The organism is Kitasatospora sp. NPDC057692, assembly GCF_042799475.1.
GTDB lineage: Bacteria > Actinomycetota > Actinomycetes > Streptomycetales > Streptomycetaceae > Kitasatospora.
This window is the reverse complement of sequence record NZ_JBHVIV010000144.1, coordinates 1-14,098: the sequence shown is the minus strand read 5'-3', so window position 1 is coordinate 14,098 and position 14,098 is coordinate 1. Positions and strand designations below refer to the sequence as shown.

12 protein-coding genes and 1 pseudogene are annotated in these 14,098 nt (G+C 73.4%); 8 read left to right on the top strand and 5 right to left on the bottom strand.

Annotated features, from left to right (window positions below; all coding sequences use genetic code 11):
- Window positions 1–143: 143 nt before the first annotated feature.
- Together ACFVFS_RS39190 and ACFVFS_RS39185 are read right to left on the bottom strand one after the other, a co-directional pair.
- Window positions 144–2,372, bottom strand: coding sequence for a prolyl oligopeptidase family serine peptidase (locus tag ACFVFS_RS39190; protein WP_380629787.1), 2,229 nt, complete (start codon window positions 2,370–2,372; stop codon window positions 144–146).
- A gap of 73 nt (window positions 2,373–2,445) precedes the next feature.
- Window positions 2,446–3,954, bottom strand: coding sequence for a peptide MFS transporter (locus ACFVFS_RS39185; protein WP_380629786.1), 1,509 nt, complete (start codon window positions 3,952–3,954; stop codon window positions 2,446–2,448).
- A 329-nt stretch (window positions 3,955–4,283) separates the two neighbouring features.
- Here ACFVFS_RS39185 and ACFVFS_RS39180 point away from each other — a divergent pair, with 329 nt between their 5' ends.
- Complete coding sequence (locus ACFVFS_RS39180) at window positions 4,284–4,958, top strand: response regulator transcription factor (RefSeq protein WP_030300686.1); 675 nt, start codon at window positions 4,284–4,286, stop codon at window positions 4,956–4,958.
- Between the two features lie 38 nt (window positions 4,959–4,996).
- On the top strand, window positions 4,997–6,244 hold the full coding sequence (locus ACFVFS_RS39175; RefSeq protein WP_380629785.1) for an ATP-binding protein: 1,248 nt from the start codon (window positions 4,997–4,999) through the stop codon (window positions 6,242–6,244).
- Window positions 6,245–6,326: 82 nt separating this feature from the next.
- Here the strand turns inward: ACFVFS_RS39175 and ACFVFS_RS39170 are convergent.
- Both ACFVFS_RS39170 and ACFVFS_RS39165 read right to left on the bottom strand, forming a co-directional pair.
- Window positions 6,327–6,620, bottom strand: a pseudogene (locus ACFVFS_RS39170) (ester cyclase); the annotation flags it as partial.
- 124 nt (window positions 6,621–6,744) lie between these two features.
- Window positions 6,745–7,317, bottom strand: coding sequence for a GtrA family protein (locus ACFVFS_RS39165; RefSeq protein WP_380629784.1), 573 nt, complete (start codon window positions 7,315–7,317; stop codon window positions 6,745–6,747).
- Between the two features lie 288 nt (window positions 7,318–7,605).
- On the opposite strand from ACFVFS_RS39165, the gene ACFVFS_RS39160 reads away from it, so the two are divergent.
- The 4 genes from ACFVFS_RS39160 (at window position 7,606) to ACFVFS_RS39145 (ending at window position 11,035) form a co-directional block, all read left to right on the top strand.
- Entirely contained in the window at window positions 7,606–8,724 is a 1,119-nt protein-coding gene (locus ACFVFS_RS39160) for a 5-(carboxyamino)imidazole ribonucleotide synthase (protein WP_380629783.1), read from the top strand.
- The gene (gene purE, locus ACFVFS_RS39155; protein WP_380629782.1) at window positions 8,721–9,254 is read left to right on the top strand and encodes a 5-(carboxyamino)imidazole ribonucleotide mutase; all 534 of its coding nucleotides are present in this window, start codon (window positions 8,721–8,723) and stop codon (window positions 9,252–9,254) included. The genes ACFVFS_RS39160 and purE overlap by 4 nt, the downstream gene beginning before the upstream one ends.
- 36 nt (window positions 9,255–9,290) lie before the next feature.
- Window positions 9,291–10,526 carry a dipeptidase gene (locus ACFVFS_RS39150; protein ID WP_380629781.1) on the top strand — a complete coding sequence of 412 codons (1,236 nt, stop codon included), beginning with the start codon at window positions 9,291–9,293 and terminating at the stop codon, window positions 10,524–10,526.
- Window positions 10,527–10,615: 89 nt separating this feature from the next.
- Window positions 10,616–11,035 carry a CoA-binding protein gene (locus ACFVFS_RS39145; protein WP_380629779.1) on the top strand — a complete coding sequence of 140 codons (420 nt, stop codon included), beginning with the start codon at window positions 10,616–10,618 and terminating at the stop codon, window positions 11,033–11,035.
- A 59-nt stretch (window positions 11,036–11,094) separates the two neighbouring features.
- Here the strand turns inward: ACFVFS_RS39145 and ACFVFS_RS39140 are convergent, their stop codons facing one another.
- A complete protein-coding gene (locus tag ACFVFS_RS39140) occupies window positions 11,095–12,432 on the bottom strand; it encodes a UDP-glucose dehydrogenase family protein (protein ID WP_380629778.1) in 1,338 nt (445 codons plus the stop codon).
- Between the two features lie 179 nt (window positions 12,433–12,611).
- On the opposite strand from ACFVFS_RS39140, the gene ACFVFS_RS39135 reads away from it, so the two are divergent.
- The gene (locus tag ACFVFS_RS39135) at window positions 12,612–13,793 is read left to right on the top strand and encodes an LCP family protein (RefSeq protein WP_380629777.1); all 1,182 of its coding nucleotides are present in this window, start codon (window positions 12,612–12,614) and stop codon (window positions 13,791–13,793) included.
- Between the two features lie 150 nt (window positions 13,794–13,943).
- On the top strand, window positions 13,944–14,098 hold a 155-nt coding region (locus ACFVFS_RS39130), incomplete at its 3' end, for an acyl-CoA dehydrogenase family protein (protein WP_380629789.1).

The following is a 14,098-nucleotide window of genomic DNA, read 5'->3' as shown; positions in this document are numbered from 1 at the left end:
CCGGGCCGGGGGGGGGGGGCGGCCGGGGCCCGGGGGGGGGGGGGGGGGGGGGGGGGCGGGGGGGCGGGGGGGGGGGGGGGGCGGGGGGGGGGGGGGGGGGGGGGGGGGGGGGGGGGTTGGCCCCCCGGCCCCCGCCGCCGTCGCTACGCGATCCCCAGCGACCTCCGCAGGAAGGCGAGCTGGTGGTGGAGCAGGTGCTCCGCCACCGCCTCGTCGCTCGGCGAGTGGCCGGCGCCGACGAGGGGCAGGAACTCGTGCGGGCGCCCGGCGGCCAGCAGCGCGGCGGACAGCCGCAGGGCGTGGGCGGGCAGCACGTTGTCGTCGGCGAGGCCCTGGATCAGCAGCAGCGGGCGCCGCAGCCCGGGCGCGTCGGGCAGCAGCGAGGCGGCGTCGTACCGCTCGGGGTGCTCGTCGGGGTGGCCGAGGAACCGTTCCTTCCAATGGGTGTCGTAGAGCCGGTGCTCGGTGGGGGCGGCCCCGGCGACGGCGGCGTGGAAGACGTCGGGCCGGCGCAGCACGGCGAGGGCGGCGAGGAAGCCGCCGAAGGACCAGCCGCGGATGGCGACCCGGTCGAGGTCGAGCAGCCCGGGGCGCAGCGCGGCGGCGGCGTGCAGGGCCTCGACCTGGTCGGCGAGGACGGGGTCGGCGATGTCCGCGAAGACGCTCTTCTCCCAGCGCGGGCCGCGGCCGGGGGTGCCGCGGCCGTCGACGGCGAGGACGGCGAAGCCCTGGTCGGCGAACCACTGGGAGGTGAGGTCCCACCAGTGCGGGGCGGCGGTGACCTTGTGCAGGGCGGGCCCGCCGTAGGGGTCGAGCAGGACGGGCAGCGGGCCGTCCCCGGGGCGGTGGCCGGCGGGGAGGAAGAGGGCGGCGCGCAGCTCGCGGGGGCCGAGCCGGAGCAGCTCGGGACGGGCGGTGAGGACGGGGGTCTCGGCGTGGGAGGCCAGGGTGCGGGCCGGGTGGCCGCCGTCGCGGTGCACGGTGGTGCGGCCGGTGGGCGCGCCGGGCGTGCGCGCGGTGTGGACGAGGGTGCCGTCGCGCCGCACGCCGGTGTGCACGCCGGGTTCGTCGCTCAGCCGGACGGCGCCCGAGGCCTTCTCCCACGACCACAGATGGGTCTCGGTGGGCTCGTCGCTGGCGGTGAACAGCACCCGCTCGCCGTCGGTGCCGAGCACGGAGCGCAGCTGGAGGCCGGGCGGTGTGACGGGCTCGCCGTCGACGGTGAGGTACCGGGTGCCGCCGTCGCCGGAGCCGTCGCCCGACCCGCCGTCGCCCGACCCGCCGTCGCCCGACCCGGCGTCGTCCGCGGCGTCGACGAGCGCGCCGGCGGCGGTGCGGACGGGCAGGCCGGGGACGAGTTCGACCCAGTGCTCGTCGCGCCGCTCGGCGAGGACGCGGGTGGCGCCGTCGGCGGGGTCGACGGCGAGGGTGAGCACGGTGCGCTGGTCGCGGCTCTGCACGGCGGCGTACGGGCCGTGGCCGTCCCAGCCGGCGGCGGTGAGGTACTCGTACCCGGCCCGGTCCCAGCGGACCTCGGTGCGCCCGCCGTCGAGGCCGAGCAGCCAGAGGGTGACCTCGGCGTTGTCGGTGCCGGCCAGGGGGTAGCGGATGACCCGCGGCGGCCGGGCGGGGTCGGCCGGGTCGGCGAGGTGGAGGCGGCTCAGCGGGCGCTCGTCGACCCGGGCGGCCAGCAGGCGGGTGCCGTCCGGGGACCACCAGTGGGCCCGGGTGCGGTGCATGGACTCGGCGGCGACGTGGTCGGGCACGCCGTAGCGGACCTCGGCGTGCTCGGGCTCGGCCAGGGCGCGGTCCTCGCCGCCGTCGGCGCCGACGACGCGCAGGGCGCCGCCGCCGACGTAGGCGATCCACCGGCCGGCGGGGTCGGGGCGCGGGTCGTACACCTCGGTGGCGGTGGGCACCCGGCGGACCCCGCCGGTGGCGGTGTCGGCGAGCCACAGCTCGCCGCCCAGGGCGAAGGCGGCGAGCCGGCCGGCGGCGTCGGTGGCGTAGGCGGTGATGCCGCGGGCGTGGACGCGGGCGCGTTCGCGGCGGATCCGTTCGGCCTCGGGCAGCTCGTCCTCGGGGCGGTCGGCGCCGAGGGCGGCGGGGTCGGCGAGCAGGCGCTCCTCGCCGCTGCCGGCGTCCAGGGCCCAGAGGCAGGTGACGGGGTCGTCGCCGGTCCGGCCGCGCAGGAAGAGCACGGTGCGCCCGCCGGCGCCGACGGCCGGCTGGGCGGGGGCGCCGAGGGTGAGGCGCCGGGTGCGGGCGAGCTGGCGGGGGAGCGAGTCGGTCGGGGCGGGCTCGGTCGGGGCGGAGTCGGTCGGCACGGGCTCGGTCGGCGCGGCGGCGGCGCGCTCGGGTTCGGTCGGCATGGGGCACCATAGGCACACCCGCGGGGCCGGGGTCGAGGGGATGGAAAGCGACCGGGGCCGGGTGGGGCGTGCGTCAGTGCACGTCGCCCATCAGCCGCACGACCTTGCGGCGGTACGCGTAGAGGGCCAGGCCGGCGACGATCGCCATGGCGCCCTGGACCGCGAAGTACCAGGTGGAGCCGACCACCTCGTCGCCGAGGACGAGCTGGAAGATGGCCGCGACGCAGTCGCCGGCGGTGACCGCGAGGAACCACACGCCCATCATCTGGCTGGCGTACTTGGTGGGCGCCAGCTTGGTGGTGACGGACAGGCCGACGGGGGAGAGGGTCAGCTCGCCGACGGTCTGGATCAGGTAGACCATCGCCAGCCAGAGCGGCGTGACCTCGGCGCCGCCGGAGGCGGCGGCCATGGCCAGCATCATGACCATGAACGAGGCGCCGATCATCAGCAGGCCGAAGGAGAACTTCGCCGTGGTGCTGGGGTTCTTGGAGCGGCGGGAGAGCGCCACCCAGATCCAGGCGAAGACCGGGGCCAGGGCCATGATGTACAGCGGGTTGAGCGACTGGAACCAGCTGGACGGGAAGTCGAAGCCGAACAGCGTGGACGAGGTGTGGTCCTGCGCGAAGATGTTCAGCGTCGAGCCGGACTGGTCGTAGATCATCCAGAACACGGCGGCGGCGACGAAGAACCAGATGTAGCCGCTCATCCGCGACTGCTCGGTCGCGTCGAGGTCCTTGTCGCGCTTCACCTTGGCGAAGACGAAGACCGGGATCGCCAGGCCGGCGATGGACAGCGGCCAGATCGCCCAGTTGATGGTGAAGTGGCCGGTCAGCGCGACGATCGCGTAGAAGACGACGGCGGCGGCGAGCCAGAGTCCGGCCTTCTTGAAGACGGCGCTCTTCTCGGCGGCCGAGATCGGCGAGGTGACCACGTCGCTCTTGGCGCTCAGGTGGCGGGTGCCGAGCAGGAACTGGGTGAGGCCCAGGGCCATGCCGACGCCGGCCAGGGCGAAGCCGAGGTGCCAGTCGACGTTCTGGCCGATGGTGCCGATGACCAGCGGGGCGGCGAAGGCACCGAGGTTGATGCCCATGTAGAAGATCGTGAAGCCGCCGTCCCGGCGCGGGTCGTTGGGCCCGTCGTAGAGGTGGCCGACCATCGTGGAGATGTTCGCCTTGAGCAGGCCGGAGCCGATCGCGATGAGCACCAGGCCGCCGAAGAACGAGACGCTCACCGGCAGGGCCAGCAGGAAGTGGCCGATCATGATGATCGAGCCGCCGAGGGCGACGGTCTTCCGGGCACCGAGGAAGCGGTCGGCGATCCAGCCGCCCGGGAGAGCCAGCAGGTAGACCATCGCGGTGTACACGCTGTACACCGCGCTCGCGGTGGCGAGCTTCATGCCGAGGCCGCCGTCGGTGACGGAGGCGGTCATGTAGAGCACCAGCAGGGCACGCATGCCGTAGTAGCTGAAGCGCTCCCACATCTCGCTCATGAAGAGCGTGGCGAGGCCTCGGGGGTGCCCGAGGAAGGTCTTGCCGCCGGGAGTGGCCGACTGAACGCCGGACTCCATGGTCGTAGACGCCATGAGTAGTGGTTCCTTGCCTGACAGCGTCCGCCAAGGGGGGTGGCGGCGGACGTGGACAGAACCACTCTACGTGGCGACATTTGGCGTTATCGGCTGACAAAAGAGGCCAATTAGGTATGCCGATGGTAAAGACGACGACAGATTCGCATCGATGATCCATGGTACGACGGGCCAAATTCCTTCAGTTGCAAGATCAAAACGGAAGATCTTCACCGAACAAGCGGCCCGGGCGTGTCGGTTGAGGTGTGATCGCCCTCTGTATAACGATCACGCAGTGTGAACTACCTCACGGCACCGACGGGCATTCCCCGGCGGACTACCATCACCACATGACCTGTGTGCTGCTCGCCGAGGACGACCCGGCGATCTCCGAACCGCTCGCCCGGGCACTGCGCCGCGAGGGCTACGAGGTGCTCGTCCGCGAGGACGGTCCGTCCGCACTGGCCGCGGGGCTCGGCGAGGAGGTCGACCTCGTCGTCCTGGACCTCGGCCTGCCCGAGATGGACGGGCTGGAGGTCTGCCGCCGGCTGCGCGCGGACGGCCGCAGCTGCCCCGTCCTGGTCCTCACCGCCCGCGCCGACGAGGTCGACACGGTGGTCGGCCTGGACGCCGGCGCCGACGACTACGTCACCAAGCCCTTCCGCCTCGCCGAACTGCTCGCCCGCGTCCGGGCCCTGCTCCGGCGCGGCAACGTCGACCAGCTCACCACCGGTGCGCACGGCGTCAAGATCGACATCGAGTCGCACCGCGCCTGGCTCGGCGAGGAGGAGCTCACCCTCTCCGCCAAGGAGTTCGAGCTGCTGCGGGTGCTCGTCCGGGACGCCGGCCGGGTGGTCACCCGCGAGGAGATCATGCGGCAGGTCTGGGACACCACCTGGTGGACCTCCACCAAGACCCTGGACATGCACATCTCCTGGCTGCGCAAGAAGCTCGGCGACGACGCCGCCAACCCCCGCTACATCGCCACCGTGCGCGGGGTGGGCTTCCGGTTCGAGAAGAATTAGCCCCGACAGGGGCAGGTACCACCACGGGGAGCGGCAGCGTGAAACGCCGGATGATCAACTCGCTGCTGTGCGTCGTCCTCGTGGTGGTCGTGGTGTTCTGCGTCCCGCTCGCCCTGGTCGAGAAGCGCACCATCGTCAACAGCGCCCAGGACCGGGTGGACGCCGCCGCGGTCCGGGTGCTCGCCCTGGTGGAGAACCGGCTCGCCGCCAAGGAGCCGGTCACCGGCGACAAGTTCGCCAACCAGGTCTCCGAGGGCCAGTACGTCGAGGTCGACATCCCCGGCCAGGGGGTCGTCTCCAGCGGCGGTCGGCCCGACAGCGACCATCTGCTCAAGGCCGTCGAGCGCGGTGCCAGCGGTGAGACCGTCACCGTGGAGCAGTCCCGCGAGGCGGTCGACCACGAGATCGCCAACATGCTGCTGCTGCTCGGCGTGGTCGCGCTGCTGGCCGTGCAGGCCGCCGTCGCCCTGGCCGTCTGGCAGGCCAAGCGGCTGGCCCGCCCGCTCACCGACCTCGCCGAGACCGCCGAACGGCTCGGCTCCGGCGACCCGCGCCCGCGCGACCGCCGCTACGGCGTGCCCGAACTCGACCGGGTCGCCGAAGTGCTCGACACCAGCGCCGAGCGGATCGCCCGGATGCTCACCGCCGAACGCCGGCTCGCCGCCGACGCCTCGCACCAGCTGCGCACCCCGCTGACCGCGCTCTCCATGCGGCTGGAGGAGATCACCGCGCTCGCCGAGGAGCCGGAGACCGTCAAGGAGGAGGCGACCATCGCCCTCCAGCAGGTCGAGCGGCTCACCGACGTCGTCCAGCGGCTGCTCACCACCCAGCGCGACCCGCGCAGCCCCACGGCCGTCGCCTTCGACCTCGACGACGTGGTCAAGCAGCAGGTCGAGGAGTGGGGCCCGTCGCTGCGCGGCACCGGCCGGGTGCTCCAGGTCGAGGGCCTGGTCGGGGTCATCGCCGTCGGCACCCCCGGCACGGTCGCCCAGGTGCTGGCCACCCTGATCGAGAACTCGCTGATGCACGGCGCCGGCACGATCACCCTGCGGGTGCGGCCGTCGGGGACCTCGGTGGTCGTCGAGGTGCAGGACGAGGGCCCCGGGGTGCCGGCCGAGCTGGGCAACCGGGTCTTCGAGCGCGCGGTCAGCGGCCGCAACTCGACCGGCATCGGCCTCGCCGTCGCCCGCGACCTCGCGGAGGCGGACGGCGGGCGGCTGGAGCTGCTCTCGCTGCGGCCGGCGGTGTTCGCGCTCTTCCTGGGCCGCAGCCAGCGCGAGGGGTGAGGGCGGGCATCGGGGCCTCGGCGCCGGAGTGCGGTGGCGGAGTGCGGTGGCGGAGCGCGGCGCTGTGTCGGCGTGGGTGTCAGAGCTTGGCGTCCCGGACCACGTCCAGGTCGGTGAAGGTGGGCGGCGCGTCGCAGAGCGCGACCATCTCGCGGTAGACCCGGTCGGTCTCCGGCAGGCCCGAGTTGCGCATCGCGGCCTCGTACGACGGGAACTCGACGATCTCCACCACGTGCCGCGGGTCGGAGCGGTCGGTGGCGACCATCGCGTGGTCGACGGTCCGCCGGCCCTCGGTCTGGTCCATCCAGCGGTCCAACAGGCCGTTGAACTCGTCGAGGTGGTCGGTCCGGCAGTCGATGATCTGGACGAAGGTCATGGCGAGCCTCCTGCGTCCCCCGCGGCCTCGATCGTTCGCGGACCGTGCTCGCCCTCCGTCACCACTGTCCTCCCGTGGCGGCCGGGGCGGCAACCGGAGGGGAGGGCGGAGGCGCTCGGCGCCGCTACTCGGCCTTGGCGAAGCGGATCTGCTCGGCGGCCAGCATCAGCTCGGCCTGGGCCACCACGCCGGTGGCCGGCGCGTCCGCGGCCGCCTCGGCGCGGGCCGCGGCGAGCTGCTCCTCGGTCGGCTCCGGAACGGCCTTGAAGACCCAGGTGCGGTAGGAGATGAAGCGGAACACCGTGCCGAGCGCCAGGCCGCCGACCTTCGCGGCCAGCTGCTCGAAGTGCGAGGAGAGCCCCAGCACGTACACCGAGAAGCCGAGCACCCCGGTCTCGATCAGCATGCCGGCGCCGCTGAACACCAGGAACAGCGTGATCTCCCGCTTGCGCGAGGCGGCGTCCCGGTCCCGGTACAGCCAGTAGCGGTAGCCCAGGTAGTTGGTGGCGATCGCGACCAGCGTGGCGGCGATGTTGGAGCGCAGCGAGGCCAGGTGCAGGCCGTTGATGCAGACCCAGAAGACGGCGAAGTTCACCACGACACCGCTGAGGCCGACCAGGCCGAACTTCACCGCCTCGCCCGACAGGCCGCGCAGTTTCTGCGCCAGCGAGGGGTTCGACGCCGTGGTCGTCGCCATACCGGGCTGCCTCCGTGTGCCTGCGTGCCTGCGGACGAAAGGGTGCCGCGGCCTGAGCGCCGTCAACCCCTTGAGCCCTGCGTGCACGCACATGATCGGACCGCGCGTACCAGGACCTGGCCGCCCAGGCTACCCCGTTCCGCCGATCGGCTCAGCCCCTCCGGCGCGTCCACCTGGGTCCGTCCTCTGGGACGCCCTTGCGCGGGGAGCGGTTCCACACCCTCCGACCGGCCCGGATATCCTGGCCGGGTGACTTCCCCGGGCAACGCGAATTTTCCAGTGGTGGGCATGATCGGCGGCGGGCAGCTTGCCCGCATGGCACACCAGGCGGGCATCCCGCTCGGGATCCGGTTCAAGCTCCTCGCCGACACTCCCCAGGACTCGGCGGCGCAGGTCGTCTCCGACGTCGTCCTCGGCGACTACCGCGACCTCGACACCCTCCGGCGCTTCGCCGAGGGCTGCGACGTGATCACCTTCGACCACGAGCACGTGCCGACCGAGCACCTGCGGGCCCTGCAGGCCGACGGCGTCGCCGTCCGGCCCGGCCCGGACGCGCTGGTCAACGCCCAGGACAAGGGCGTGATGCGGGCCAGGCTGGACTCCATCGGCGTCCCCTGCCCCCGGCACCGGATCGTCGCCGACCCGGCCGACGTGACCGCGTTCGCGGGCGAGGGCGCGGGCTACCCGGTGGTCCTCAAGACCGTCCGCGGCGGCTACGACGGCAAGGGCGTCTGGGTGGTCGGCGACGAGCAGGAGGCCGCGGCCCCGTTCCTGGCCGGCGTCCCGGTGCTGGCCGAGGAGAAGGTCGACTTCGTCCGCGAGCTGGCCGCCAACGTGGTCCGCTCGCCCAGCGGCCAGGCCGTCGCCTACCCGGTGGTGGAGAGCGTCCAGGAGAACGGCGTCTGCGCCGAGGTCACCGCCCCGGCGCCGGACCTCGACCCGGCGCTGTCCGACGAGGCCCAGCAGCTCGCCCTGCGGATCGCCGGCGAGCTGGACATCACCGGCCACCTCGCCGTCGAGCTGTTCCAGACCCGCGACGGCCGGATCCTGGTCAACGAGCTGGCCATGCGGCCGCACAACTCCGGGCACTGGAGCCAGGACGGCGCCGTCACCTCGCAGTTCGAGAACCACCTGCGGGCCGTGCTCGACCTGCCGCTCGGCGACCCCCGGCCGCGCGCCCCGTGGACGGTCATGGTCAACGTCCTGGGCGGCGACTACCCGGACATGTACCACGCCTTCCTGCACTGCATGGCCCGCGACCCCGGTCTGCGGATCCACATGTACGGCAAGGACGTGAAGCCCGGCCGCAAGGTCGGCCACGTCAACGTCTTCGGGGACGACCTCGACGACGTCCGCGAGCGCGCCCGCCACGCGGCCGCCTACCTGCGAGGAACGATCACCGAATGAGCGCCCCCACCTCCCCCCTCGTCGGCATCGTCATGGGCTCGGACTCCGACTGGCCCGTGATGGAGGCCGCGGCCCAGGCGCTGGACGAGTTCGAGATCCCCTACGAGGTCGACGTCGTCTCCGCGCACCGGATGCCGCGGGAGATGGTCGCCTACGGCGAGAACGCCCACAAGCGCGGGCTGAAGGCGATCATCGCGGGCGCCGGCGGCGCCGCCCACCTGCCGGGCATGCTCGCCTCGGTCACCCCGCTGCCGGTGATCGGCGTGCCGGTGCCGCTGCGCTACCTGGATGGCATGGACAGCCTGCTGTCGATCGTGCAGATGCCGGCCGGCGTGCCGGTGGCCACCGTCTCGGTGGCGGGCGCGCGCAACGCGGGCCTGCTCGCGGTGCGGATGCTGGCCGCCTTCGACCCGGAGCTGACCGAGCGGATGACCGACTTCCAGGCCGAGCTGAACGGCCAGGCCACCGAGAAGGGCAAGAAGCTCCGGGCCAAGGTGGCGGGTTCGGCCTCCTTCGGCTTCGGGAAGTAAGTCTGAAAAGCAGTCTTTTCGGATACAACAGCTCGTATGACCTCTGAGCTGCTGGACTCCCTCCCCGCCGACGACGCCGCCCTGCTGGAGCGCGCCCGGGCCGTCCTGAGCGCCACCCCCGTGGTGGACGGCCACAACGACCTCCCCTGGGCGATGCGCGAGCAGGCCGGCTACGACCTCGACGCGCTCGACCTCGCCGCCGACCAGAGCGCCCGTCTGCACACCGACCTCGCCCGCCTCACCGCGGGCGGGGTCGGCGCGCAGTTCTGGTCCGTCTACGTGCCCAGCAGGCTCGCCGGGGACCACGCCGTCAGCGCCACGCTCGAACAGATCGACTTCGTCCACGCCTTGGTCGACCGCTTCCCCGACCGGTTGCGGCTCGCCCTCACCGCCGACGACCTGGAGGCCGCCCGCGCCGAGGGCCGGATCGCCTCCCTGATCGGAGCCGAGGGCGGCCACTCCATCGACTGCTCGCTCGCCACCCTGCGCGCCCTGTACGCGCTCGGCGTCCGCTACATGACGCTCACCCACAACGACAACACCCCGTGGGCCGACTCGGCGACCGACGAGCCCGCCGCCGGCGGCCTCACCGCCTTCGGCGAGGAGGTCGTCCGGGAGATGAACCGGCTCGGCATGCTCGTCGACCTCTCGCACGTCTCCGCCGACACCATGCGCGACGCCCTGCGGGTCAGCGAGGCGCCGGTGCTCTTCTCGCACTCCTCCTCGCGCGCCGTCTGCGCCCACCCGCGCAACATCCCCGACGACGTGCTCGCCCAGCTCCCCGGCAACGGCGGCGTGGCGATGGCCACCTTCGTGCCCAAGTTCATCCTGCCCGCCGCCATCGAGTGGACCGCCGCGGCGGACGAGAACATGCGCGCCCACGGGTTCGACGAGCTCGACACCACCCCGGCCGGGATGGCCTGCCAGCGCGCCCTCGAACAGGCCAACCCGCGCCCGGCGGCCAACACGGCCACCGTCGCCGACCACCTCGACCACATGCGCGAGGTCGCCGGCATCGACCACATCGGCATCGGCGGCGACTACGACGGCACCGCCTTCCTCCCGGACGGCCTGGACGACGTCGCCGGCTACCCCAACCTGATCGCCGAACTGCTGCGCCGCGGCTGGTCCGAGACCGACCTCGGCAAGCTCACCTGGCACAACGCCGTCCGCGTCCTGCGCGACGCCGAGTCCGCCGCCGCCCGCCTGCGCGGCGAGGGCCGCACCCGGTCCCTCGCGACCCTCGCGGGCCTGCCGGGTGTGGACGGCTGACCGGACCGGGAATGACCGGACCCCCGGCCGCGCTGGGGCCGAAGGGGAGGCGCCCCGGCCGGGGGTGCCCGGACACGAGGAGGCATGGCATGGACGACGACCGCGAGACGGTCCGCAGGATCCTCACCGAGCTGGGCGACACCTGGGCCGTCGTGGGCCTGTCGTCCAACCGGGGGCGCGCGGCCTACGGCGTGGCCGAGGTGCTCCAGCGCTTCGGCAAGCGGATCGTGCCCGTGCACCCCAAGGCGGAGACGGTGCTCGGCGAGCAGGGGTACGCCTCGCTCGCCGACATCCCCTTCGACGTCGACGTGGTCGACGTCTTCGTCCGCTCGGAACTCGCCGGCCAGGTCGCCGACGAGGCGGTCGCCGCCGGCGCCCGCGCCGTCTGGTTCCAGCTCGGCGTGATCGACGAGGCCGCCCGGGAGCGCACCCGCGCCGCCGGCCTCGCCATGGTGATGGACCGCTGCCCCGCCATCGAGATCCCCCGCCTCGACCCGGCGCGGGGCTGACGCCGGAACCACCCGGCCCCGCCGGACGGAGGTCGTCCGGCGGGGCCCGGGGCGTGCGGTCAGCTCGGGCGGCCGAGCGCGCGGTAGGTCCAGCCGGCCGCGCGCCAGGCGTCGGCGTCGAGGACGTTGCGGCCGTCGAGCAGGCGGCGCTCGGCGACCACCGCGCCCAGCTCGGCCGGGTCGAGGGCGCGGAACTCCTGCCACTCGGTGAGGTGCAGCACGACGTGCGCGCCCTCGGCGGCCTCCAGCGCCGAGGGCGCGTAGGCGAGGCCGGGGAACATCTTGCGCGCGTTGTCCATGGCCTTGGGGTCGTAGACGGTGACCTGCGCGCCCTGGAGCTGGATCTGGGCGGCGACGTTGAGCGCCGGCGAGTCCCGGATGTCGTCCGAGTTGGGCTTGAACGCGGCACCGAGGACGGCGATCCGCCGGCCCAGGAAGCCGCCGTCGCACTGCTCGCGGGCCAGCTCGACCATCCGGGAGCGGCGCCGCATGTTGATCGAGTCGACCTCGCGCAGGAAGGTCAGCGCCTGGTCGGCACCCAGCTCGCCGGCCCGTGCCATGAACGCCCGGATGTCCTTGGGCAGGCAGCCGCCGCCGAAGCCCAGGCCGGAGTTGAGGAACTTGCCGCCGATCCGCTCGTCCAGCGCGAGCGCCGCGCTCAGCTGGGTGACGTCGGCGCCGGCCGCCTCGCAGACCTCGGCCATCGCGTTGATGAAGGAGATCTTGGTGGCCAGGAAGGAGTTGGCGGCGGTCTTCACCAGCTCGGCGGTCGCGTAGTCGGTGACCAGGAACGGCACCCCGGCGGCGATCGGCTCGGCGTACACCTCGCGCAGCATCCGCTCGGCGTACTCGCTGTGGGCGCCGACCACGATCCGGTCCGGGCGCAGGGTGTCCTGGACGGCGAATCCCTCGCGCAGGAACTCGGGGTTCCAGGCGAGTTCGGCGCCCTCGCCGACCGGGGCCAGCGCGGCCAGCCGCTCCGCGAGCCGGCCCGCCGAGCCGACCGGCACGGTGGACTTGCCGACCACCAGCACCGGGCGGGTCAGGTGCGGGGCCAGCGCGTCGATCGCGGCGTCCACGTACGACATGTCGGCGGCGAACTCGCCCTTGCGCTGCGGGGTGTTGACGCAGACGAAGTGCACGTCGCCGAAGGTCGCGGCCTCCTCGACGGAGGTGGTGAACCGCAGCCGCCCGGTCGAACCCTCGTGCCCGGCCACGTGCTTGAGCAGCAGTTCGGACAGTCCCGGCTCGTACATCGGGACCTTGCCCGCGGTCAGCGTCGCGATCTTCTCCGGGTCGATGTCCAGCCCCAGCACCTCGAAGCCGAACTCCGCCATGGCGGCGGCGTGGGTGGCGCCGAGATAGCCGGTGCCGATCACGGAGATGCGGAGGGTCACGGTTTCCCCTTCGGGCGGGCGACGGGCAGCACGGCGCCGGGTGGCGGCCGCGCCCACCGATGCTATCCGGCCCTACGGGGAGGTCCCAGACCGTCCCGCGGGGCCCCGGTTCCGGCCGTTGTCCGCGAAGCTCGGCAAACCCCCTGCACACGGACCCGGGCCGACGGCACAATACGCCCATGGAGCCGGAGGACGAGCAGTCGGGCGAGCCCGAGCGGCGGCCGGCCCCCTCCGGGCTGAGCCTCTTCGAGCCGCGGGAGCAGTCGGAGGACGGGCAGGGGGAACCGGGTGACGGCCCCGCCGGCCGACCCGACGAAGCCCCCGAGCCGCCGTCCCGGCGCCGCCGCACCCGGCGGGTGCTGCTCTGGACCGTCGCCGCCCTGCTCGCCCTCGTCCTCGGCGCCGGCGGCGCCCTCTGGTGGACGGCCGAGCACTACGCCTCCTCCGTCCCCCGCATCCCGGACGCCTTCCCGACCGTGCCGGACTCCGCCCAGCCGAAGCCCGTCCCGGACAGCGGCCTCAACCTCCTGCTGGTCGGCCTGGACGCCCGTTCCGACACCCCCACCACCGGCACCGCCGCCAAGGCCCCGGCCTGGCAGGCCGGCGCGGCCCGCAGCGACACCATGATGCTGCTGCACCTCTCCGAGGACCGCCGCTCCGCGACCCTGGTCTCGCTGCCCCGGGACACCTGGGTGCCGGTGCCCGGCCACGGCGAGGCCAAGCTCAACGCCGCCTACTCCTGGGGCGGCCCGGCGCTGATGACCGAGACCGTGCAGAACCTCACCGGCATCCGCGTCGACCACCTCGCCGTGATCGACTGGAACGGCTTCCGCGCCCTCACCGACGCGGTCGGCGGCGTCGACATCACCGTCCCGCGCACCATCGAGGGCGTCGGCGAGGCCCGCGCCTGGGAGGCCGGCACCCACCACATGGACGGCGCCACCGCGCTGCTCTACGTCCGCGAGCGCTACGGCCTGCCCGGCGGCGACCTCGACCGGACCAAGCGGCAGCAGAACTTCCTGCGGGCGCTGATGCTCAAGGTGATGGACTCCGGCACGCTCGGCAGCCCGGCCCGGCTCGGCGGCCTGCTGGGCACGGTCGGCGAGGTGGTCAGCGTCGACGACCGGCTCTCCAACACCGACCTGTTCCAGCTCGCCTGGAGCCTGCGCTCGCTGCGCCCGGACGGCGTGCGCTTTCTGAACGCGCCGTTCGGCGGCTTCGCGACCCGGGGCGAGCAGAGCGTGGTGCTGCTGGCCGACCGCCCCGCGGAGCGGCTCTGGGAGGCGATCCGCAACGACCGCACGGAGCAGTACTTCCAGGAGCGCGGCGCCGGCGACACCCTCGGCGCGGACGTCGACTGACCTAGGCAGCCGCAGGTCGGAGCCCTAGGATCTACTTAACGGTAATTAACCGGCTCCACGGCCGGGGTGGCTGGAACGGCCGGAGCGGTCGGCACGGGCGGAACGGCCGGTACGACTCTCCGAAATCGACTCTCCGAAGAGGCAGGCATCATGGCGGGCAGCGCAGGCGCGGCGGACTTCGACCTCTTCCGGGTCTCCGAGGAGCACGACATGCTCCGTGAGGCGGTGCGTTCGCTGGCCGAGGCGAAGATCGCTCCGTTCGCGGCGGAGGTGGACGAGCAGGGCCGGTTCCCGCAGGAGGCGCT